The organism is Plantibacter sp. RU18 (assembly GCF_050613355.1).
Classification (GTDB): domain Bacteria; phylum Actinomycetota; class Actinomycetes; order Actinomycetales; family Microbacteriaceae; genus Plantibacter.
The window spans coordinates 239,575-260,653 of the sequence record NZ_CP159618.1 but is presented as its reverse complement, the minus strand read 5'-3'; the positions used below and the strand labels follow the sequence as shown (position 1 = coordinate 260,653).

Below are 21,079 nucleotides of genomic sequence, written 5' to 3'. Positions count from 1 at the left end.
ACTCCTGCAGTTCCTGTCCCAAGCGCCCCGAAACCGGCCGAGAACTCCCGTTTCAGGGCAACCGGCAGGAGTTCTGCACAGACCCGATGCCTACCGGCGTCCACAACTCCTGCAATCCTGTCCCAAGCACCCCGAAACCCGCTCAGAACAGCAGGTACAGGGCAACCGGCAGGAGTTGTGCACAGATCCGGTCCGACCCCAGTCCGACCCGGTTCGGGCCGGTTCGGGCCGGTCCGGACTCGACCAGCCAGGCCACGGCCAGCACCGATGCCCACCGGCGTCCACAACTCCTGCAGTCCGTCGTATGAACACCGGATTCAGCTCCAACCAGCCACCTGCACCGCACATCCGCAGGAGTTGTGCACAAGGGGACGCGGAGCGCTCGACGCCGCGCCACACCGCGCCGCGCCACGCACACGGAAGGGCCGTCCCGACACCGGGACGGCCCAACCGATGATGGCGACTAGACCGTGGTGACGAGCGCCTTCCGGCGACGGGCCACGAGCGCCAGCGCGAGGCCTGCCGCGAGCAGCAGACCGCCGGCGAACAACGCCAGCGACGTGTCCGCACCGGTCGAGGCGAGCACATCGGTGGTCGTCGTCGTGCTGCCGTCGGGGTTCGTGACGACCGTGACGGTCACCGTGAACGTCGCCGTGCCGATGACGTTCCCGTTGGCGTCGACGATGGCGAGCGTGTGGTCTCCGGCTTCGAGGTCGGACGGGACCGTGAAGCTGACGGTGCCGTCTGCCGCGACGAGCGCCCAGCCGAGCCACTGCGGCTCGGAGAACACGTACCCGCCGACGTACTGTCCGGCGTACCCGGTGCCGACCGCGACGGTGATCAAGTCGCCGTCGATGCCGACGATGTCGAGCGCCGGTGCTGCTGCGAGACCATCATCGCTCGGTGCCGCCGGGACCGAGCCGGGTGCGGTGAGCGTGATCGACGCCGCAGTGCTCGTGACCTCACTGCCGCCCGCGGCGCCCGGTGTGACGGGGATCCCGTTCGAGACGACGACCCGGACCTGCTCGCCGTTGCGGACGTCTGCCGCTGGGATCGTCAGCTCGGCGTTCGCCGCACCGTCGATGTCGGTCCACGCGGAGGCACCGAGCGCGAGGTGCTGCCACTGGAGGACCGTGTCGTCACCGGCGACGTCCACGGAGAAGACCGCGTCCGCACCAGGTACCACCGACACCGACGCCGGCTGCGTGACGATCGAGGCGGGAGCCCCGAGCGTCAGCGTCGCCGCATCGGACGTGACCGCGTCGCCAACGCCGTTGCCGACCACGGCACGGAACTGCTTGCCGCTGTCGCCGTCCGCGTAGACGACGTCGAGGGTCGTCGCCGTGGCGCCTGCGATCGGCGTCCAACCGTCGACGCCCGCTGCCCGCTCGAACCACTGCACCGCGGGTGCTGGGGTACCCGTCACGCCGACGGAGAAGAAGACCGACGGGGACGCGGCGCCGACGGGCGCGACGACAGAGACAGGCTGCGAGACGATCACCGCGGCAACCGGCACGGTGCTGTCGACCGTGAGGCCTGCAGGTGCACTCGTGACCGAGAACACCGATCCGGCGACCTCGGTCGAGATGCTTCCGGTGACGACGGCACGGTACTGCGCGCCGGCGTCACCAGCGGTTGTGACGACCTCGAGCGTGGCGTCGGTCGCACCGGACAGGTTCTTCCAGCTGCTCGCGCCGGCTTCGAGGCGCTGCCACTGCACGGCTGCGTCGTCGCCTGCGACACCGACGGTGAACGTCGCCGTCTCCCCGACCTTCACGGCTGCGGCGACCGGCTGCGAGGTGATGCTCGCCGGCGTGCCGACCGTCAGTGTCGCGGAATCAGAGGTCGCGGTGCCCGCGATGTTGGTGACGACGGCGCGCACCTCGGTGGCGTCATCATCGGCCGTGTAGGGCAGGGCGAGCGTGGCGGACGTGGCGCCGTCGACGACGGTCCACTCGCCGCCGGCCGCGCGGCGCTCCCAGACGATGGTCGGCTCGGGTGAACCCGTCGCCGCGACTGTGAACGAAGCGACAGCGGAACCCGACGCGGGCGTGACCGGTGCGACGACGTCCGAGGGGTGCGACGTGACCGCAGGAGCGACCTTGACGATCGGCTGGAACTCCGCCGTGAACGACGCCGGCGGCTTCATGAGGTTCAGGCCACTGCAGGAGCTCGTGTAGTAGTGCGGGCGCACCGATGCCGGGACGAAGTCGATGTACTCGCTCGGCCAGGAACCGCTGACACCGGGCGTCTCGCAGGCGACGTTCTTCGCGACGCCGTCCACGAGGTAGTCGCGCCCAGCGTAATCGGGCACTGCGACGAGGACGCCGTCGACGACGGAGACGCTGGAGAAGGTGGCCATGTCGATGCGCGTCGGCCCGACCGCTGCGACGTCGTTGCCGGACATGTCCTTGCCCGCGGGGATGAACACCTCGAAGCTCAGGGTGCCGGTCCCGTCTGTCGACGTCGTGAGGATCGGGTCGCGGAAGGTCTCGTCGGGCGCCCCGAACTGACCCTGGTAGGCGTTGAGCACCCAGTCGCCGGTGTCCCAGGAGATCTGGCCGGCTCCGGTCACGAGGTCGACCTCGCCGACGCCGCCGGTGAAGTTCGCGAGGGTGAAGGTCTTCCCCGCATCCGCTTCGACGCCGCTGACGGCCCGACCGTCGCGGGTGACGAGTTCGACGTTCTGCCCCGAGACGCTCTGCGACCAGGCGCCGAAGACGCCGTACTGCGCGTAGCGGCTGTAGGACCACTCGAGCGAGGCGCCCGTGACGGGAGTGGTTTCGCCGAGCTTCGGGATGACCTTGAGCGCGACCGCGTCCGAGGTCACCGGGGCCGCCGCCGCGTTGTCGACGACGACGCGGTACGACGCACCGTTGTCGGCCAGTGCCGCGACGAAGGTGGCCGTCGCACCCGTGTAAGAGGTGTCCGTCCAGGTGGTCCCGTCGGGCGAACGCTGCCAGAGGTAGCTCAGCGGACCGTCACCGGCTGCGGTGACGGAGAGGGTGACCTCGTCGCCGTCGGTGGCGCTCACCGCGACGGGCTGCGTCGTGATCGACGCGGGGACGATCTCGGGCACGACAGGTGCGGCCGTGTAGGAGACACCGACTGCGGTGGCCGGCTTCGCGTTGTCGGCCGCGCCACCGGAGGAGTACCAGTAGGACGCCGCGCCGGTCAGCTGCTGGAAGTCGACGAACGCCTGCGGGAACGAACCCCAGTTGGCGCCTGCGGTCGACTGCGGCACGCCGGTCTCGGGTATCTCGACGGCGGCGCCGAGGTAGTCGGGCGTGACGGTGAACCCGCTGTCCGTCACCTCGACTCCGGAGAGCGACGCGATGACGACGTCCGGCTGTGGGGTCAGCGTCTCGAAGAGCTCAGGGTCGTCCATGCTCGTGCCGTACCCGCCGAGGGTCGCGGTGACCGTGCCCGTGCCGTCGGACTCGACGGTGAGCTTCGGGTCCTGGACCCAGAACTGCGTGAGGCCCTGGTAGTACGCGGCCGTGAACGTGCCGGTCCACTGGATCTCGGCGGTGCCGCCCTCCACGTCGACCGTTCCGGTGCCGTTCGCGATGTTCACGCGGTTCTCGCTGTACACGGCGCTCGTGGGCGGCTTGATGCTTCCGCCGCTCACCGAGGTGCTGAGACCGGCCCAGGTCGCGGCGGCCCAGTCGCCGCTCGTCTGCTTCTTCTCGATCGAGACGTTGCCCTCGCTCTGGAGCCACTGGCTCTGCGACACCTTGGCAGCGGCTGTCGCCTTACCGAGCGCGCCGGCGGAGAGCAGGTTGAAGCTACCGTCGTAGGCGGAGTTCCCCGCCTCGTTGTTGAGCCCCCAGGTGAAGACGGCGTCGTCGACGGTCGACTCCGCGGCCATCGCTGCGGGTGCGGCGATGATCGAGCCGAGAGCGACGACGGACGTCGTGACGAGGGCGGTGACGGCGGACCGGAACGGTCTCCGCCGCCAGAGGGATGGTGGGGCTGTTGGCCGAGCTGACAAGGCGATCTCCGGTTGTTCGACGAGGCGTGTGCACTGGATGGGAGCGCTGAATCCGCACAGAGCAGGACGCAGGCAGAGTTAGCATAGCCTTAACTAAGTAAGGTTATGCAAACCTTATTAACTGCGACTAGGCTGCGGGCATGCCGCACCGCACCGTTCTCTTCCTCGCGCCCACGATCCGCTCCACGACAGTGATCCGCAGCCGTCGGCGGATCGCAGCCGGTCTGGCCGCCGGCGCCCTCCTCGTCGGCCTCGCCGGCATCGGCTCCATGCCGGATCCGGCATATGCCGCTTCATCGGTCACCGCACACGTGGTCGACCGGCCCGATCTGACGAACGTCGCCGACCCGCAGTACCTCACCGAGCTGCAGGTCCAGGGCTCCGGATTCCAATCCATCAAGAACGGACACGGCGGGATCTACGTGGCGTTCGGGTGGATCGACGGACCGGGCACCTGGCAGCCGAGCAACGGTGGGACGACCGGCGCGAACTACGCCTATGTCCCGGACGACGAGGCGAACCCGACCGGGTACATCCTCTTCGTGACCTTCCCGGGAAGTGACACCGCCTACGCCGCGAACGGTGGCGAGCTCGCAGCGGATGGCACCTGGTCCGGTGTGATCAGCATCCCCGGGGCGAGCTTCGAAGCGCTCGACCGCGACGGCGATCCACAGACCGTCGACTGCCTGACCGTGCAGTGCGGCATCATCACGATCGGCGCGCACGGCGTGAAGAACGCCAACAACGAGAGCTTCACCCCGATCACCTTCACCGACCTCTACGGTGACGGTGCAGCAGCTCCTGCTCCGGCAGCCGCCGCTCCCGTGAGCACGCCTGAACCGACCGTCATCTCGAGCACGATCGTCGCCGAGCCCGATCCGGCCGCAGCCGCGTCCGCGACCGACGACCTCGTGCCGCTCCTGACCGGTGCGATCATCGGCGTCGGCGCGCTGGCTCTCGGCGCGGTCGGCTTCCTCGTGTGGGCGGTGCTCAGCGGGCGACGACGCGCGGCCCGTGCAGCGGTGACGGCCGCCGGTCCCGCCCCGGGTGGCGAATCCGACGCCGTCCATGCATCCGGATCCGACGCCTCGTGATCGCCAGGCTCGGCGACTCGCTCCGCACCCGCTCGGCTGTGCTCGGCGGCGGCCTGAGCCTCGCGCTCGTCTTCGGCAGCATCGGTCTGGACAGCGGCATCGCGAACGCGGCCACCGATGGCGCCGGAACGCCCACCCAGTCGATCGCCGCTCTCGCGCCGTTCCCGTCCGTCGGGGTCGAGGTCCTTCCGACCGCACCGCTGGTCACGACGGTCGAAGCCGACAGCGTCACGATCACCTGGCCGACGGCACTCGAGGCGTCCGCCCCGATATCCACGGCGCTCGTGCTGCTGGTCCTGGCCAGCGAGGACAGCCCGGCGGGCAGCACACCCGTCGTCGCGCTCCAGCCGTCGGCGGAGCCCGATCCGGCGGCCGACGCCGCTTCCCTCGCTGCCGGCCTCCCGGTCCTCACGGCGGGTGACGACGCCGTCCCGGAGGACGAGACGACCGTCGCTCGGATCGCGGGACTGCAGGCGGCGAGCACGTACCGCTTCGCCCTGCGGAGCGTGCCCACCGATCCCTCGGTCCTCGCCATCGCGACCAGTCCAGCCGCCGAGTCGCCCGCGAGTGCGACGACGACCACCTTGCCCGCGGCCGCGGAACCCGTCGCTGACACCGAGGACCCGGTTGCGACGCCCGCGCCGGCCGGCCCGGCGCCGACCGAACCCACCGCATCCGCATCGCCCCATGACTCCGGAGTCGATACGGCGATCCCGCCGTCCGGTGCCCCCGCCCGCGACGCGACGACCGACGCGCCCGGCACCCCGGAAGCTCCGAAGGGCAAGTCCGCCGGCGCCGGCGCGATCGAACTGTCCTGGCCGGCCGTCGCCGCAGGGGCACCCGTCAGGACCTATACGGTGACGGTGCTCCGCGACGGCGCCCTCGTCCGCAGCATTCCCGGCATCGACCCGCTCACCGCAGGCACGACCACCCTCATCACCGGTCTCCTCGCGAACACCTCGTACACCTTCACCGTGACCGCCGTCGGCGCCGAGGGGTCGAGCCGTCCGTCCAGCGCGTCCTCCCCCGTGACGACCGCGAAGGGTGCTGCGACCGCGCCGACGCAGGCGCGGCTCGCACCTCTGCCCGGCGACCCACTCGGCCTCGTCGCCTCCTGGAGCGCTCCGTCGTCGGACGGCGGCTACGCGATCACCGGGTACACCGTCGAACTCTTCACAGGGAGCACGGTGAGTCTGGCGAACCTCGTGAGCCGCACCGAGGTCGACGCCGCCCGGACCTCCATCGAACTGCCACGTATCGGCATCGTCGGGTCATCGCTCTCGATCAGGGTCACGGCCTCGAACGGCGCCGGCGAGGCGTCGTCGTCACTGAGCGCGGCCCACAGACTGGCTGCGACGGCCCCCGTGACGACCCGCGTCGGGACACCGACCGTCTCGGAGGGCTCACCGACCGGGTCGCTCCGGATCACGTGGACCGCCCCGGGCGGCACGACCGAACGGACCGGCTACCTCGTGCGCGTCGCAGCTGCGGACGGGCTGTCGACGGCGATGACCGCTGCGGTCATCGATCTCGGTGGCGACTTCGCCCGCACGGGTGCACTCGAGACGACGATCGAGAACCCCGCACCCGGACGGCGCGTGTCGGTGCAGATCACCGCCTACGAGTCCGAGTCGTTTGTGGGTCTCATCCCCAGGACATACCGCACGAGCTCGTTGCGCAGCGCCTCGATCGGGACCACCGGAGCCTCGGTTCCGCAGCGCCCCGACCGTCCGCTCGCCGTGACGAGCGATGGCGTCGACCGCATCACGATCGCCGGCACGACGATCCCGACGGCCTCCGGGAACGGCGATCCGATCACGGCGTTCGACCTCGTCGTCTACCGGGCGGGCACCTCCGAGGCGGTGACGACGAAGCGGGTCCCCGCCGTCGTCTCGGCCGACGATCCGAGTCGCCTCACTCACGAGGCCACCACCGTCACCGGCCTGTCGTTGAACACCGCCTACACGGTGCGCGCTGCGGCGGTGAACGCCGTCGGTGCCGGGCCGGCGTCTGCGGCGAGCGCAATCGTGACCACTCTCGCGACACCACCGCCCGGCTCCGTGGCCCCCGAGTGGCAGTCGCTGGACGCCCTGCGTGCCGGGGTTGGTTCCGGGTCGGTCTCGGAGGTCGCCGCAGCGGATGCGGCGCTCGCGTCCTCCGTGGAGCCCACGACCACACTCGAGCCGCTCTTCACCTGGCCGGGTTCCGCGAGGGCGACCGGTGGCGAGGTGTGGTTGTTCGGTTCCGCTGCCGACGACCGGGCTCCGGTGTACCTGGGGCCCTTCACCGTCACCGCCGGCACCGCACGCGCGTCCGTCGCGATCGGTGAACTCGAGGACGGCGACTACGCGCTCGCGTTCGTCCCGACGGTGGGTCGGGCTGCGGCGATCGAGTTCGCGGTGGCCTCGAGCCACGGGGGCCCGACGGAGGTGGACGACGCCGTACTCCGCTGGGGCTTCAGCAATGAGGCGAACAACGGTGCGTTCTTCGGCGGCTGCAACTTCCTGACCGCCGGCCACATCCCCGACGTCGGTTCCGGCACGATCGTCGATCAGAGCCGCTACAGCGCGCAGTCGGGCGATGTGAGCATCGAGAAGCCGAACTCTGCTGGGGCGTACGAACTCGCGAGCTTCGCGACACGGTGCCTCGACCGTTCGGGGAGCACGGTCGATTCGAACGTGACCAGTTCGTTCACCGATTCGCAGCTCGTGATCGTCGGCGGCGCCGGGACCGTCGATCCGTCCACGAACAGCGGCACGATCCGCTGGACCGGCGACTTCTCTGTCGCCTTCTACGGCGGCCTCACCTACTGGTACGGCTCGAACCCCGTCCTCACGGTCGTCGACGGTGTGGGGACGCTGACGGCGACGGCGAGCGGGTTCGGCACCGACATGCAGGATCAGACCAAGTGGACGCAGATCCCACCCCGCGAGATCGTGCTGGCCACCCTCGTCGGCGTCACGATGCGCAGCGATGGATTCACGGTGTCCCCGAGCTATGTCGGTGTGAAGATCAGTCAGGGCGACCAGGTCGCACCGAACTCGTCGAACGCCTCCTACTGGGGTTCGTTCCCGCAGAGCTTCATCGACTTCCAGTCGCTCACGGGGCAGTTCTCGTACTGGTTCTCGAGCGGCGGCCGGCAGGATCCAGGCAAGGTCGCCCTGCCGCTGACGGTCGGCTTCGACGCCTCGACCTTCGTCGCGGTCCCGCCCGCTGGCACCTCCGCGGGCGATGTCGTCGACCTCGTCCCGAACGCCAAACGATCGCCCTTCGCGCTGAGGACCCCCGGTGCGCCTGCGGCTGCGGCGGCAACCGGAATCGGTCGGCAGGTGACGGAGGTCATCACGCTCATCCAGCCCGCCACCGCGCCCGTCCCCGCGTCCCAGGCGGTCCCCCTGTTCATCGCCCTGCTCGGGTTGCTCGGTGGGCTGACAGTCGTCGCGGCGGCCGGGGGTGGGCTCATCGCTGCTGGAGTCCTGAAACCCTGAGGAGGCGCACTTCGTTAGGATCTCGACCATGGCAGACGAGGCGCGACCGGACGACGACACCGCCCACGGCCTGGCAGCCCACGGCCGCGCAGGCGGAGATCGCGGGTCTCGACGACGGGGGCCGCGACGCGACACCGACCGACGCGGGCCCGACCGCGAGAACCGCCGCGGCCTGCCGCCCGGCGACGTCGAGACGGTCACGAAGTACCTGAAGGAGCGCGTCTACGCGACGTTCACGGGCCTGGCGATCGTCCTCGTCCTCGCTGCTGGCGTCGAGCACCACGATGCTGCGGACGCACTGTTCTCGCTCGTCATCGGCGTCGCAGGCATCACGCTCGCGGGGCTCGTCGCCGAGATGATCGCGCATCTCGCCGCCCACGGGGCGTTCCCCGACGAAGCCGGCTGGCGTACGATGCTCCGCATCGCCTGGGGTTCGCTGTTCACCGTCGCGACCCCTGCGATCCTGCTGATCCTGGCGGTGTTCGGTGTGATGCAGGTCGAGACCTCGCTCCGCGTCTCGACGATCGTCTACCTCGTCACCCTCGGACTCAGCGGCTGGTTCGCCGTGCGGCGGGCTCGCCTGTCGCTCTGGCAGCAGCTCGTCGCCCTCGCCGCCCTCGTCCTCCTGGGTGCGGTCGTCATCGGTGTCCAGGTCCTCGCGCACGGCTGATCAAGGTGCCGGACGCCGGACCGGAAATGCCGGGCCGTCGCCCGACGTTGTGCCGAGTGTGAGTGAACCCGAAGCCGTCGACGTCGTGGTCATCGGCGCGGGTCAGGCAGGACTCTCCGCTGCCTACCACCTGCATCGGCGCGGGTTCATCCCACTCGGCGCCGCTGGTGCGGAGGACGTCGGCGAGCACGGTGATGCCGGCACCTTCGTGGTCCTCGACGCGAACGGCGCCCCGGGCGGCGCGTGGCAGCATCGGTGGCGGTCGCTCACGATGGCGACCGTGAACGGCATCTACGACCTCCCCGGTATGCCGAAGCCCGAGCTCGATCCGACGTCGCCGAGCGTGGACGTCATCCCGCCCTATTTCGCCGCCTTCGAGGAACGGTTCGCGCTCGCGGTCCGACGCCCGGTCCACGTGCGCACCGTCCGCCGCGAGGACGACGACCCCCACGGTCGACTCCTCGTGGAGACTGCGGCGAGCGCCGATCACCCGCCGACGACGTTCGCAGCGCTGGCCGTCGTCAACGCGACGGGAACCTGGACGAAGCACTTCTGGCCCGCTTATCCCGGCCGTGAGCGGTTCGCCGGACGTCAGCTCCACGCGGCCGAGTACGTCTCGGCCGAGGAGTTCCGCGGACAGCGCGTCGTCGTGGTCGGGGCTGGTATCTCCGCCATCCAGCTGCTGGATGAGATCTCGCACGTCGCTGAGACCGTGTGGATGACGAGACGCGAACCGGAGTGGGTGGAGGACGACTTCGACACGGCCGCGCGCGTGGAGGCGATCAGAGGCGTCGAGGAGCGGGTGCGGCAGGGGCTGCCACCCGGCAGCGTCATCTCTGTGACGGGCATGCACTGGACGCCCTGGGCGCGGGCTGCCGAAGCCAGGGGCGTGCTCGTCCGGCACGCCATGTTCCGGAGCATCGAGGAGCACGGGGTGATCCTCGAGGACGGCTCGTTCCTGCCGGTCGACGCCATCCTGTGGGCGACGGGCTTCCGCGCCGCCCTCGACCATCTCGCGCCGCTCGGCATCCGGCTTCCCGGTGGCGGCATCCGGATCGACGGCACCCGGGCCGCTGACGAGCCCCGTCTGCACCTCATCGGCTACGGCCCCTCCGCCTCCACGGTCGGAGCGAACCGGGCCGGACGTGCTGCCGTCGCGGCGATCCTCGCCGAACGCCCGCGGGGAGCACCCGGCCTCGCTCCCGCCCCACCACGGTACGACGACTCGAGCGTCTCCTCAGCCTGACTCCTACGCGGGGACGGTCGCCGGCAACACCGGCGCACGCTCGGAACGTACGAAACCGATGCCGAGGAGGATGCATGCGCCACCGAGAAGCTGCGCGAGCGACAGCTGCTCCCCCAGCAGGACCCACGCGAAGCCCGTCGCCGCGACCACTTCCAGCAGGCCCGCGAACGACGCGAGGCGGGAGCCGAGCATCTGGCTCGCGGTGATGCTCGCAGCGTAGGCGATCGCCGTGGACACCACCCCGACGAGCAGCAGCGGCACCCACCAGACGACCGGGGAGCCGAGCACTTCGATGTCCGCTGTCGACGTGGTGAACGGGACACCGACGAGCCCGGCGATCCCGAGGCTCAGAGCGCCGATCAGGAGACCGATCGACGCGAACGCGACGGGAGGCAGACCCTCGGCGGGTCGCGCGGAGATCACGTAGAAGGCGGCGCACCCCACCATCGCGAGGATGGCGTACACGAGGCCGAGTGGGTCGAGCGATGCACCGCCGCTCGGTGCCACGACGAGCAGGAGACCGACGACCGACACGACCGAACCGACGAGCACCACCGTGGCCGGTCGTCTCCGGGTGAGCACCCAGGCGACCGCGACGAGGAGCAGCGGCGCCATGTACTCGACGAGGATCGCGGTGCCGACAGCGATCGTCTGCAGTGCAGCGAAGTACACGAGCTGCGTCGCGGCGACACCGATGAGTCCCATCCCGAGCAGCCGCCAGCGCCCACGCCACACGGCATCCCAGCGGCCGCGGAGGGCGAGGAGGGCGAAGGGCGCGAGCACGAGACCGCCGATGAGCACGCGCACGGTGACCGCGGCGGCCGGGCTCCAGCCCGCGGCCAGCACCGGCTTGATGAACGCTCCGGAGGTTCCGAAGGCGATCGCCGCGAGCAGTGCGACGAGCAGTCCGACAGTGGTCGACGACGTGGGCTTCATGCGCGCCTCCCGGCTGCAACGAGCGGGCCGGAGGAACGGGTGGACACCCGGCTGAGATGAAGCTACTCTCGCAGTGAGTAAGGAGTCAACTTGCATTTAGCCCCTGACACCGAAGACGCACTGAGCTTCGCGGTCGACCTCGTCAACACGCGCCCGACGGCATCGCGCAGTGGTTCGGACGAGCTCGCCACCACCAGCCAGCTCGGTGAGCTGCTGCGCGTCAGCCGGTACTCCGGGCGCGTCGACGGTGACGAGCCGGAGCGGGCCGCGATCACCGCGTTCCGTGACCGGCTCCGGGCGCTCTGGGCGACGGATGCCGCGACCCCCGGCACGCGCGATCGTGCCGTTTCGGAGATCAACGCCATGTTGCGCGAGTCCGCCGCACTCCCTCAGCTCCGCCGTCACGACGGCTTCGACTGGCACCTGCATGCCACCGAGTTCGACGCACCGCTCGTTGACCGGGTGCAGACCGAGATCGCGATGGCGCTCGTCGACGTCGTCCGCTCGGACGCCTGGGACCGACTCAGGATCTGTGCGGCTGCCGACTGCGACGGCCTCCTGGTCGACCTCTCCCGCAACGGCTCGAAACGCTACTGCTCCGTTCGCTGCAGCAACCGCGTCAACACGATCGCCTTCCGCGCGCGCAACGTGCAGTGAGGCGGACCGCCACGACGCGGGGCGGTCCGATCAGCCGTGCGAGACGTCCCAGAGGTGGTGCACGGGGTCGTGGATGAGATAGCGTCCGAGCGTCTCCGTCGTGAACCGTGCGCCGTCGCTCCGGCGGCCCGTCCGAGCGAGGGCGTCGGCCGGCACGTGTTCGAAGGCCACGGCGAGCACCTCGGCAGCGTCGACGAGCTCCGACGAGACGAGATGCGGGTCCTGGTCTGCATACCGGTCCTCCACCGCCGTCGCGTCCTGGTCCCAGTTCTCGAAGAGCGGATCGTCCTCGTCGAGGATGAGCTCGAGGCGCTGCGCGAAGATGCGGTACACGTCACGGACGTGGGCGGCGTACTCGAGGGGCGACCAGGTCTGCGCGTCGGGGCGGGAGCGCACGTCGACCCCGTCGAGGACGGCGGGCCACGCGGCAGCGTTCTCCCGGATCAGCATCGGCAGCTCGGCGAACCGGACCTCGGTGGTGTCGAGGCCGCACTCCGGACAGCTGCGCTCGAGGACCCAGGTCCAGTTCTTCGTGTCGGGGACGATGGCCTCGTCTGCTGCACCGCCGTCTGCTGTGGTCGTCATCCCCTCACTCTAGGAATGCCGGGCGGTCCGCGCCCTCCCGAAAGCGTCATCGTGCCGCGATCCGCCGCCATGCTGGAGACGGATCGCGCACCGACGTCGACGGTGCGGAGCGCTACTCCGCCGGAGGCGCAACGGGTGCAGCACAGACCATCGCGGACGCTGCAAGCTGCTCGGCCATCTGCTGCTCGGACCACGGCAGTTGGATCTCCGGCGCCTTCTGTCCGCTCGCCGGCGCAGCCTTCGCACCGATCGAAGCGAGCTGCATCGCGAGCGCCTGGACGAAGCCGGCCCCGAGTGTCGAGTTGTTCAGCATGACGACGACCGTGAGGCCCGACGTCGGGTCGGAGAACGCTGCGGAGAGGGAACCGGGGATCGAGCCGGCCTGTCCGCGGAGCGGGCCGAGCTGAATGCCACCGATGCCGAAGGTCTTCCACGCGGGCTGGTCCTCGCCGAGCGAGACCGGATCCTTCCACTGCTTCTTGTAGGTGCTGTCGTTCAGGAGCGACCCCGATGCGAAGGACTGGGTGAAGGCGCGGAGGTCGTCGACAGAGGAGACCACGCCGCCAGCGGTCCAGACCATCGACGACGACAGCTTCGTCTCGTCTGTCGGGACGTCGCACTGGTAGGTGCCGTCCGGGAGACGCGGCGTCGTGTAGCCGTTCGGGTGTGCGCCGGGAAGGTCGACGTTCGTCGCGCCGGGGAACGACGACTTCGACATACCGAGCGGCGAGTAGACGTAGTGGTCGTACAGCGACTGCCACGATTGACCGGTCAGCTCCTCGAGCGCCATGCCGAGCAGGATGTAGCCGGTGTCGCTCGAGCCGAACAGCGCGCCGGGTGCCGTCCGGGTGCCGCTCGCGAGGCCGTTGGCGAGGATCTCGGCCATCGACCAGTTGCGCGTCGGGTTCGTCACGAACTGCGTGTTGAGCGCCGGGGTGTAGCTCCCGAGACCCGCCGTGTTCTGGCACAGCTGCTGGTAGGTGATGCCCTCGATGCCCTGGATCTGCGGCAGCGTCTCCTGGACCTTGTCGGACAGCTTGAGCTTGCCCTCGTCGACGAGTTCGAGGAGGACGGTGCAGGTCATCGGCCTGGTGGTGTCGCCGATCCGGTAGACCATCGACGGGTCCATCTTCGTCTCGCCGCCGGGCTCGGTCGTGCCGACACCCGCCGTGTAGCTGCCTGCCCACGGAGCCCAGACGCCGACGATCGCGCCCGAGGACCCGGACTGGACGATCGCGGATTCGACCGCCGCGGTGATCGCGTCGGTCGTGTCGCCGGACAGCGCGCCGCTCACTTGGTCGGGGAAATCGGTGTCGGAGACCGAGGGGCCAGAGCAGCCGGCGAGCGCCGTCGCGACCGCCGCCGCGGTGATGAGCGCGGCGAGCCGTCTTCGCCTCGTAGCTGGTGCAGTCAATTCATCCCCCTGATGAGTGGTCTGCCGGGCTGCAGATCCGATGCCGATTCTAACCGGGCGATGCTGAGAGGACCGGGCCGGTGGCGCGTGGCGCACACCTCGGACCCTGAGGTGGTGCTCTTCGGGCCGATGGTGTTCCCTTGAGGGGTGACTTCGAACCCGTTCCCGCAGACCACCGTCGATGCCGTCCTGTCCCACATGAACGGCGACCACCCGGACGACAACTCGCTCATCGTGCGCGCGTTCCTCGAACCAGCAGCGTCCTCCGCCACGATGATCGCGCTCGATGCCGACGGCGGCGAGTGGACCTGGAGCATCGACGGCACGGCCTCGTCGGGACGAGTGCCCTGGCCGGCCGGGGCGATCACGGAGCGCGCCGAGATCCGTCGGGAGATCGTCGCACTGTACGACGCCGCGTGCGAGCGTCTCGGTGTGGAGCCCCGCCCGCACGACTGAGCGGTGCGAGCCGCATGAACGACGGCCAAGCAACACCTGAAGGACTACTGGATCCACCCTCCCCTCAGCAGTACCGTCCGGCTAGACTAAGGCAACCCTTACCGAACAAGCCGACTGTGGAGTCCGACATGAGCACTGTGATCCCCTTCTCCCAGGCCCTGCGAGAGCGGACCTCCTCCGGCCACTCGTCGAGCGAGGGAGCCGACTTCATGAGCGACCTCATGACCGGCAAGGGATCCAAGGAGGACTACGTGGCGCTCGTCGCGCAGCACTTCTTCATCTACGAAGCGCTCGAGGCCGCTGCGGACCGCATGCGCAAGGACGCCGTGGCCGCGCCGTTCATCAGCGACAAGCTCACCCGCCTCCCTGCGATCATCCAGGACCTCCAGTTCCTGATCGGTCCCGACTGGCGCGAGCAGATCACCCCCCTCCCGACCACCGAGCGCTACGTCGCCAGGATCAACGAGGTCGGCGCGGTCTGGGCCGGCGGTTTCGTCGCGCACCACTACACGCGGTACCTCGGCGACCTGTCCGGCGGGCAGATCATCCGGACGCTCATGCAGCGTCAGTTCGGCTTCGACACGAACGGTGTCGGCTTCTACCTGTTCGGCGACATCGCGAAGCCGAAGGAGTTCAAGGACACCTACCGCGAGCAGCTCGACGCGGTCGTCTGGGACGAAGCCGAGCAGGCACGGGTGATCGAGGAGGTCATGGTGGCGTACCGCTTCAACACCGACCTCTTCCGCGACCTCGCCACCGCGAAGGCGACCGCTACCGCCGTCGCCTGACCCTGGCCTGTCCCTGCCCCAGCCCAGCCCCGGTCACCGCCCCGCCCAGCCCCGGTCACCGAGCTTGTCGAGGTGCGCGTCGGAGGGTCGGCGTAGCATCGCCGCATGAACATCATCCTCGTACCCGGCTTCTGGCTCGACGCGTCCTCATGGAGTGCGGTGACGCCGCCCCTCGAGGCGGCAGGCCACCGTGTCCGGCCGCTCACACTCCCCGGTCTCGAATCGGTCGACACCGACCGCTCGGCCATCGGCCTGCGCGATCACATCGACGCCGTCGTCGCCGAGATCGACGCGAGCGAGGAGCCGGTCGTGCTCGTCGGGCATTCCGGTGGTGGCGCGATCATCTACGGTGCGATCGACGCCCGTCCCGACCGTGTGGTCCGCGGCGTCTACGTCAACTCCGGCCCCCTGGCCGACGGCGCATCCATCAACGACGAGCTCCCGGCGAGCAATGGAGAGGTCCCGCTGCCCGATTGGAGCGTCTTCGAGGAGGCAGACCTCATCGACCTCGACGACGAGCTCCGTGAGCAGTTCCGAGCCCGCGCCATCCCGCAGCCCCAGGGTGTCGCGGCCGATAAACAGCAGCTGTCGCACGATGACCGCCGCCTGTCCGTGCCTGCCACGGTCATCGCATGCGAGTTCTCCTCCGAGATGCTGCGCGGCCTCATGGAGCAGGGACACCCGTACGTCGCAGAGCTCACGCGGCTCTCAGACGTCGAGTTCGTCGACCTCCCGACCGGCCACTGGCCGCAGTTCACGAAGCCCGCTGAACTCGGCGCCGTCTTGCTCGCGGCCGTCGACCGCTCCTGAGGGCCCCGGCCGCTTGTCACTGAGCCTGTCGAAGGGCTACATCGTGAGCGACAGTGCCAACAGCCCGAACATCACGACGAGGAACAGCCCGAGCACGACGTACATGGCCACCTGCGCACCCCGACCCTTGATGACAGCACGGCCGCGCGGCGCGAGCGAACCGGACACCCACTGCTGGGCAGGCGCGATGTAGTCGAGCGATGGCGCCTCCCCCGGGTGGACGAGGTAATCGGCGCGCCCGAACTCCCAGAGCCACGCCATCGAGCACGACACCTGCACCGGACGGTCGGCGGGCACCGTGAACTGCGACCAGCCCCAGGCCGGACGGTGCTCGAACCCGTCGATGCGAACGACCAGCGGGATCATCGACCAATAGCCCGCGAACGGCGGTTTCGAGGTGTGGAGGTCGAGCGTGCGCCAGGCGGTGATCGGTCCGGGCTGCGGCCAGCCCTGCATCTGCGTCATAAACCACAAGCGTAGTTCTTCAGCCGCCACGCCGCCTGTCGACGAATGCACCTCGACAAGCTCGGTGACCGGGGGCTCTCGGCGACGGGGGCGAGACGTCATCGCCCCGACATGAACCGCTTCACGTCGGTGTCGACGATGATGTCGCTCGGGCGCAGCGACCGCGAGAGGTACAGACCGTCGAGCGTCGAGATACGGCTGAGTGCCACATAGCTCTGACCCGGGCTGAACGCGCGGCTCCCGAGATCGACGATCGCACGGTCGTAGGTCTTGCCCTGTGACTTGTGGATGGTGACCGCCCATGCCAGGCGTAACGGGAACTGTGTGAACTCTGCGACGATGTCGCGCTTCAGCTGCTTCGTGAGCGAGGAGTAGGAGTACTTGTACTTCTCCCAGGTCGCCGGCTCGACCTCGAACTGCTCGCCGTCGACGTCGACCCACACCGTCGAGTCGATCTTCACGACGGTGCCGAGCGTGCCGTTCACCCAGCGACGTTCGCTGTCGTTCCGGAGGAACATGACCTGCGCGCCGACCTTGAGGTCCAGCGCTTCGTCGGCGGGGAACGCGCGTCCTCCGAAGTCGCCGGACACCTCGGCGTTCGCCGTGAGCGGCTTCCCGTCGAGCTTCGCCAGTGCGGCCTTGTTGATGCGGTCGACCGTGTCGTTGCGGCTCGCAAGGGTGATGACGCCGTCCTCGGGCAGCGTGCGCGCCCCCATGCCGTTCAGACGTCCGGCCATCTCGGCGGTCACCTGACCGTGCCGGACGCCGTTCAACAGGTACTTGAACTCGGCCTCGTGCTGTCGGTGGATCTCGGTGAGCTCGATGAGCTGGAGCGGCGTCTCGGACCACACCTTGGCGTCGAAGAACCAGAACGAACGGTAGGTGTCGGCGATGTAGGCGCGTTCCTCGAGACTGCCGGGAACGGGGGCGAGCTGGTACGGGTCGCCGAAGAGCACGATCTGCACGCCACCGAACGGTTCCCGCGGGCGCTGCCTCGCCTGCCGGAGACTGCGGTCCATCGCGTCCATGAGGTCCGCGCTCACCATCGAGACTTCGTCGACGACGAGGGTGTCGATGGAGTTCAGCAGCTTGCGGGTCTGGTCGTTCTGATCGATGGTGTGGTCGGCGATGAGGCCGATCGGCAGCCGGAACAGGGAGTGGATGGTCTGGCCGCCGACGTTCAGAGCCGCGACTCCGGTGGGGGCGCAGATCGCCAGCTGCTTCGAGGTGTTCCACGCGAGATGGTTGAGCAGGGTGGACTTGCCCGTCCCGGCGCGGCCCGTGACGAACATGTGTTCACGGGTGCTTTCGATACGATCGAAGACCGCTTGCTGCTCGGCGGAGAGGGCGATGCTCATGGTGCTTCGGTTCCCTCCCGTTTCGCCCTTCAATCCTACGCGAGGCGCCAGCCTAGGATGGCTGGATGAGCCATGTCGCGACACGCGGGGAGCTGCGACGCCCGGGGGCGCCGAGGGGCGGGCTCGTGCGCGCCGTCGTGCTCTGGCTGTGCGTCGCTGCCCTGCTCGTCGCGGCGATCACCGCTGCCTGGTCGGCGGTCGCCCGCGATGTGTACGGCGCGGGCACGTTCGTGCACAAGTACCTGGAGGCCCTCGAGGATCACGACGCCGCCGCAGCGCTCGCTCTTCCGGGGGTCGCGCTCAGCTCCGCCGAGCTCATCGAGGCGGGGCTCCCGGTGGGAAGCTCCGATGCGCTCCTCCGCAGCGAGGCCATCGGCGCACTCGACGATGTGCAACTCGTCTCCGACGTCACCAGGACGGTCGGCACCCACGACGTCACGTTCTCCTACACGCTCGCCGGGCAGCCGCACACGACGATGTTCACCGTCGTCAGCGGCGAACGCACCTTCGGGCTCTTCCCGTCCTGGCGCTTCGAGACGAGCCCGCTGAGCGTCGTCCAGCTGACCGTCCAACACACCACGGGCTTCCGCGCGAACGGTTTCGTGCTCGATACACGCCGCATCGTCGAGGGCACCGAAGCGGCCTTCTCCTCGACCGTCCCGCTGCTCACCTTCACTCCGGGCAGCGTCGACTTCGACATCGAGACCCCCTACCTGTCGGCGTCGGTGCAGACCGCCACCACGACCGAGATCGCGAGCACCGTCGATGCGTCCGTGAGCGCCGGAGCCACCTCCGACTTCATCGCCGAGGTCCAGACCCAGATCAACGGGTACCTCGACGGCTGCGCCACCCAGCAGGTGCTCCAGCCGACGGGCTGCCCGTTCGGCATGCTGATCCGCGACCGGGTAAACGGCGCCCCGGTCTGGTCGATAGCCGGCTACCCGGTCGTCGATGTCCAAGCGGGTGCGGACGGCTGGCAGATGCCGTCGACCGCGGGGGCCGCCCACCTCCTCGTGGACGTGAAGTCGCTCTTCGATGGGACGATCTCGACGCTCGACCAGGACGTGCCGTTCACCCTCTCGGCGTTCGTCACCATCCGGGACGACGGCTCGCTCTACATCGACCTGCGCTGAGGCCCGCTACTCGGAGTCGCGCGCAGCCATCCGAGCGAGCCGCTCGTTGTATTCGTTCAGCTCGGCGTCGTTCGTGCGATCGGCGTTGCGGTCGACGCGCTTCTGCTCCTTGGCGTCGCTCTTGCTCCATTGGATCGCGACGGCGATCGCCAAGGCGACAGTCGGGATCTCGCCGACGCTCCAGGCGATACCACCACCCGTCTGCTGGTCGAGGAGCGGCGCCTGACCCCAGGTGCGCCCCATCGCCCCGAACCAGTCGGCGAGGAACAGTCCGGCCGATGACATGATCGCGAGCCCGAAGAACGCATGGAAAGCCATGGTCGCGAGGAGCAGCAGCAGACGCATCGCGTACGGCAGGCGGAACGGCACCGGGTCGATGCCGATGAGCGACTGCACGAAGAGGTAGCCGGTGATGACGAAGTGGATCACCATCCACTCGTGCCCGATGTGGTCCTCCATCGACCAACGGAAGAGCGGCGTGTAGTAGAACACCCACAGCGAACCGGCGAAGAGCACGGCCGCGACGATGGGGTTGGAGATGATGCCTGCGAACTTCGAGTGCACGGCGAGCAACACCCATTCACGGCCACCGCGGGAGCCGTCGGGCCGCTTCCTGACTGCACGGGCGATCAGGGTGACAGGTGCGCCGGGGACGAGCAGCACCGGCACGAGCATGGTGAGCCCCATGTGCCCGAGCATGTGCACGCTGAACAGATACGGCTGGTACGCGTTGATGCCGCCGCTGGTCAGGTAGAACAGCACGAGCATTCCGAGCACCCAGCTGACCGCGCGGAGGATCGGCCAGGAGTCGCCGCGGCGACGCAACCGCACGACCCCGGCGATGTAGAAGAAGATGCCGAAGGCGCACGCCAGCAACCAGAGGAGGTCGATGTTCCACTCGGTGAAGTAGCGCGCGAACGTCAGTTCAGGCGGCAACACCTCACCGGTGAGGAGTTGGGCCGGCGTCGGTGTCGTCGGCGCAGCCTGGTCGACGGGCGGCGCCGTCTTCGCCAGCGCGGCGGCAGCTCCGGAGGCGATCCCCATGAACCCGAGCTCCAGGGCCACAAGCCACCAGAAGGTGCTGGAGCCGGGCTTCGTCGAGCGCTCGATGCGGCGGATGAGCACCCGTCGCTGGAGGGCGCCGAACAGTCCGAGGGCGAGGAGCGCGAAGACCTTCACGAGCACGAGGATCCCGTACGGGGTTCCGAGGCGGTCGAGCGAGCCGAGCCGGAGCTCCGCACTCGCGTAACCCGACACCGCGACCACGATGAAGGAGATCAGTGCGACGGTCGAGTACCGCAGCAGCACCGGCGTGAGTCGGCCGTCGTCGAGGGTCTTCCGGACGAAGACGATCGTGAGGAGGCCGCCGAGCCAGACCGCTGCGAAGACGAGGTGCAGGCCGAGGGCCGTGACCGCCGCGTTGTGCCCGCTGTTCTCGGCTGAGTGACCCTGCTGCGCCATCGGGAGCAGGGACACGAGCGACAGGCCGAACACGAAGACGAGCACCGTCTGGTTTCGGACGGCGAAGCACAACACGGTGACGGCAGCGGCGATGAGCGTCGTCTGTAACCAGGCCTGGCCGGCCTCGATACTCGTGAAGAACAGGCTGAGCTTCGCGCCGAAGGCGTCGTCGAAGGTCAGGGGCACCTGGGTGACGTTGAGGAAGGTGAAGAAGCCGGTGACGCCCGCCGCGACGGTGAAGACGGCCGCGGCGGCCGCGGCGACGTCGAGTGCTGCGCCGTATTCGCGGTGCTCCGGAGCGAGCGCCCAGCAGGCGATGAGCAGCGCCCCGATCGTGCCGGCTGCGCTGAGGTTGACGAGCAGTTGAGCGATCGGGAGGCCGTAGCGCACGACGGCACCGGGATCTCCGAGGAGCTGGGCGTCTGCTCCGCCACCGAAGGCGAGGCCCGCGAGCAGGGTCACAACCGCCACGAGGAGCAGCAGGGCAGGACCCGCAAGGCGGACGACACGATTCACCCTGCAAG

16 protein-coding genes are annotated in these 21,079 nt (G+C 69.2%); 9 read left to right on the top strand and 7 right to left on the bottom strand.

Going from position 1 to position 21,079, the window contains the following annotated elements:
- Positions 1 to 463: 463 nt before the first annotated feature.
- Positions 464 to 3,994: an immunoglobulin domain-containing protein gene (locus tag ABMA10_RS01200; RefSeq protein ID WP_347869961.1), complete on the bottom strand. Its 3,531-nt coding sequence runs from the start codon at positions 3,992 to 3,994 to the stop codon at positions 464 to 466.
- Positions 3,995 to 4,134: 140 nt separating this feature from the next.
- On the opposite strand from ABMA10_RS01200, the gene ABMA10_RS01195 reads away from it, so the two are divergent.
- Genes ABMA10_RS01195 through ABMA10_RS01180 form a run of 4 tightly spaced genes read left to right on the top strand, consistent with a single transcriptional unit; the run spans position 4,135 to position 10,492 of the window.
- Complete coding sequence (locus tag ABMA10_RS01195) at positions 4,135 to 5,088, top strand: hypothetical protein (protein WP_431031110.1); 954 nt, start codon at positions 4,135 to 4,137, stop codon at positions 5,086 to 5,088.
- Entirely contained in the window at positions 5,085 to 8,576 is a 3,492-nt protein-coding gene (locus tag ABMA10_RS01190; protein ID WP_347869959.1) for a fibronectin type III domain-containing protein, read from the top strand. Before ABMA10_RS01195 ends, ABMA10_RS01190 begins: the two co-directional genes overlap by 4 nt.
- A 28-nt stretch (positions 8,577 to 8,604) precedes the next feature.
- The gene (locus tag ABMA10_RS01185; protein ID WP_347869958.1) at positions 8,605 to 9,246 is read left to right on the top strand and encodes a hypothetical protein; all 642 of its coding nucleotides are present in this window, start codon (positions 8,605 to 8,607) and stop codon (positions 9,244 to 9,246) included.
- A gap of 49 nt (positions 9,247 to 9,295) precedes the next feature.
- Complete coding sequence (locus ABMA10_RS01180) at positions 9,296 to 10,492, top strand: NAD(P)-binding domain-containing protein (RefSeq protein WP_414693705.1); 1,197 nt, start codon at positions 9,296 to 9,298, stop codon at positions 10,490 to 10,492.
- Positions 10,493 to 10,495: 3 nt separating this feature from the next.
- Here ABMA10_RS01180 and ABMA10_RS01175 read toward each other — a convergent pair whose 3' ends face one another.
- Positions 10,496 to 11,428: an EamA family transporter gene (locus ABMA10_RS01175; RefSeq protein WP_347869956.1), complete on the bottom strand. Its 933-nt coding sequence runs from the start codon at positions 11,426 to 11,428 to the stop codon at positions 10,496 to 10,498.
- A gap of 90 nt (positions 11,429 to 11,518) precedes the next feature.
- On the opposite strand from ABMA10_RS01175, the gene ABMA10_RS01170 reads away from it, so the two are divergent.
- Entirely contained in the window at positions 11,519 to 12,085 is a 567-nt protein-coding gene (locus ABMA10_RS01170; RefSeq protein WP_347869955.1) for a CGNR zinc finger domain-containing protein, read from the top strand.
- 30 nt (positions 12,086 to 12,115) lie between these two features.
- Here ABMA10_RS01170 and ABMA10_RS01165 read toward each other — a convergent pair whose 3' ends face one another.
- Together ABMA10_RS01165 and ABMA10_RS01160 are read right to left on the bottom strand one after the other, a co-directional pair.
- Entirely contained in the window at positions 12,116 to 12,670 is a 555-nt protein-coding gene (locus ABMA10_RS01165; RefSeq protein ID WP_347869954.1) for a DinB family protein, read from the bottom strand.
- A 112-nt stretch (positions 12,671 to 12,782) separates the two neighbouring features.
- Positions 12,783 to 14,084 carry a serine hydrolase domain-containing protein gene (locus tag ABMA10_RS01160; RefSeq protein ID WP_347869953.1) on the bottom strand — a complete coding sequence of 434 codons (1,302 nt, stop codon included), beginning with the start codon at positions 14,082 to 14,084 and terminating at the stop codon, positions 12,783 to 12,785.
- A gap of 147 nt (positions 14,085 to 14,231) precedes the next feature.
- Here ABMA10_RS01160 and ABMA10_RS01155 point away from each other — a divergent pair, with 147 nt between their 5' ends.
- The 3 genes from ABMA10_RS01155 to ABMA10_RS01145 all read left to right on the top strand — a co-directional run bounded on the left by ABMA10_RS01155 (position 14,232) and on the right by ABMA10_RS01145 (position 16,138).
- Entirely contained in the window at positions 14,232 to 14,540 is a 309-nt protein-coding gene (locus ABMA10_RS01155) for a DUF2470 domain-containing protein (protein ID WP_347869952.1), read from the top strand.
- A gap of 128 nt (positions 14,541 to 14,668) precedes the next feature.
- Positions 14,669 to 15,328 carry a heme oxygenase (biliverdin-producing) gene (locus ABMA10_RS01150; RefSeq protein ID WP_347869951.1) on the top strand — a complete coding sequence of 220 codons (660 nt, stop codon included), beginning with the start codon at positions 14,669 to 14,671 and terminating at the stop codon, positions 15,326 to 15,328.
- Between the two features lie 105 nt (positions 15,329 to 15,433).
- The gene (locus ABMA10_RS01145; RefSeq protein ID WP_431031109.1) at positions 15,434 to 16,138 is read left to right on the top strand and encodes an alpha/beta fold hydrolase; all 705 of its coding nucleotides are present in this window, start codon (positions 15,434 to 15,436) and stop codon (positions 16,136 to 16,138) included.
- 36 nt (positions 16,139 to 16,174) lie between these two features.
- Here the strand turns inward: ABMA10_RS01145 and ABMA10_RS01140 are convergent, their stop codons facing one another.
- The gene (locus tag ABMA10_RS01140) at positions 16,175 to 16,603 is read right to left on the bottom strand and encodes a hypothetical protein (RefSeq protein WP_347869949.1); all 429 of its coding nucleotides are present in this window, start codon (positions 16,601 to 16,603) and stop codon (positions 16,175 to 16,177) included.
- 98 nt (positions 16,604 to 16,701) lie between these two features.
- The gene (locus ABMA10_RS01135) at positions 16,702 to 17,961 is read right to left on the bottom strand and encodes an ATP-dependent DNA helicase (RefSeq protein ID WP_347869948.1); all 1,260 of its coding nucleotides are present in this window, start codon (positions 17,959 to 17,961) and stop codon (positions 16,702 to 16,704) included.
- A gap of 65 nt (positions 17,962 to 18,026) precedes the next feature.
- Between ABMA10_RS01135 and ABMA10_RS01130 the strand changes: the two genes are divergently transcribed.
- On the top strand, positions 18,027 to 19,094 hold the full coding sequence (locus tag ABMA10_RS01130; RefSeq protein WP_347869947.1) for a hypothetical protein: 1,068 nt from the start codon (positions 18,027 to 18,029) through the stop codon (positions 19,092 to 19,094).
- 6 nt (positions 19,095 to 19,100) lie between these two features.
- Here ABMA10_RS01130 and ABMA10_RS01125 read toward each other — a convergent pair whose 3' ends face one another.
- Positions 19,101 to 21,071 (bottom strand): cytochrome c oxidase assembly protein, encoded by a 1,971-nt coding sequence (locus ABMA10_RS01125; protein WP_347869946.1) that lies wholly within the window; start codon positions 21,069 to 21,071, stop codon positions 19,101 to 19,103.
- Between the last annotated feature and the right edge of the window lie 8 nt (positions 21,072 to 21,079).

Coding starts and splice junctions, on each gene's coding strand:
- ABMA10_RS01145 (WP_431031109.1), top strand. CDS start 15,434: ATGAACATCATCCTCGTACCCGGCTTCTGGCTCGACGCGTCCTCATGG.
- ABMA10_RS01185 (WP_347869958.1), top strand. CDS start 8,605: ATGGCAGACGAGGCGCGACCGGACGACGACACCGCCCACGGCCTGGCA.
- ABMA10_RS01165 (WP_347869954.1), bottom strand. CDS start 12,670: ATGACGACCACAGCAGACGGCGGTGCAGCAGACGAGGCCATCGTCCCC.
- ABMA10_RS01150 (WP_347869951.1), top strand. CDS start 14,669: ATGAGCACTGTGATCCCCTTCTCCCAGGCCCTGCGAGAGCGGACCTCC.
- ABMA10_RS01140 (WP_347869949.1), bottom strand. CDS start 16,603: ATGACGCAGATGCAGGGCTGGCCGCAGCCCGGACCGATCACCGCCTGG.
- ABMA10_RS01175 (WP_347869956.1), bottom strand. CDS start 11,428: ATGAAGCCCACGTCGTCGACCACTGTCGGACTGCTCGTCGCACTGCTC.
- ABMA10_RS01195 (WP_431031110.1), top strand. CDS start 4,135: ATGCCGCACCGCACCGTTCTCTTCCTCGCGCCCACGATCCGCTCCACG.
- ABMA10_RS01135 (WP_347869948.1), bottom strand. CDS start 17,961: ATGAGCATCGCCCTCTCCGCCGAGCAGCAAGCGGTCTTCGATCGTATC.
- ABMA10_RS01130 (WP_347869947.1), top strand. CDS start 18,027: ATGAGCCATGTCGCGACACGCGGGGAGCTGCGACGCCCGGGGGCGCCG.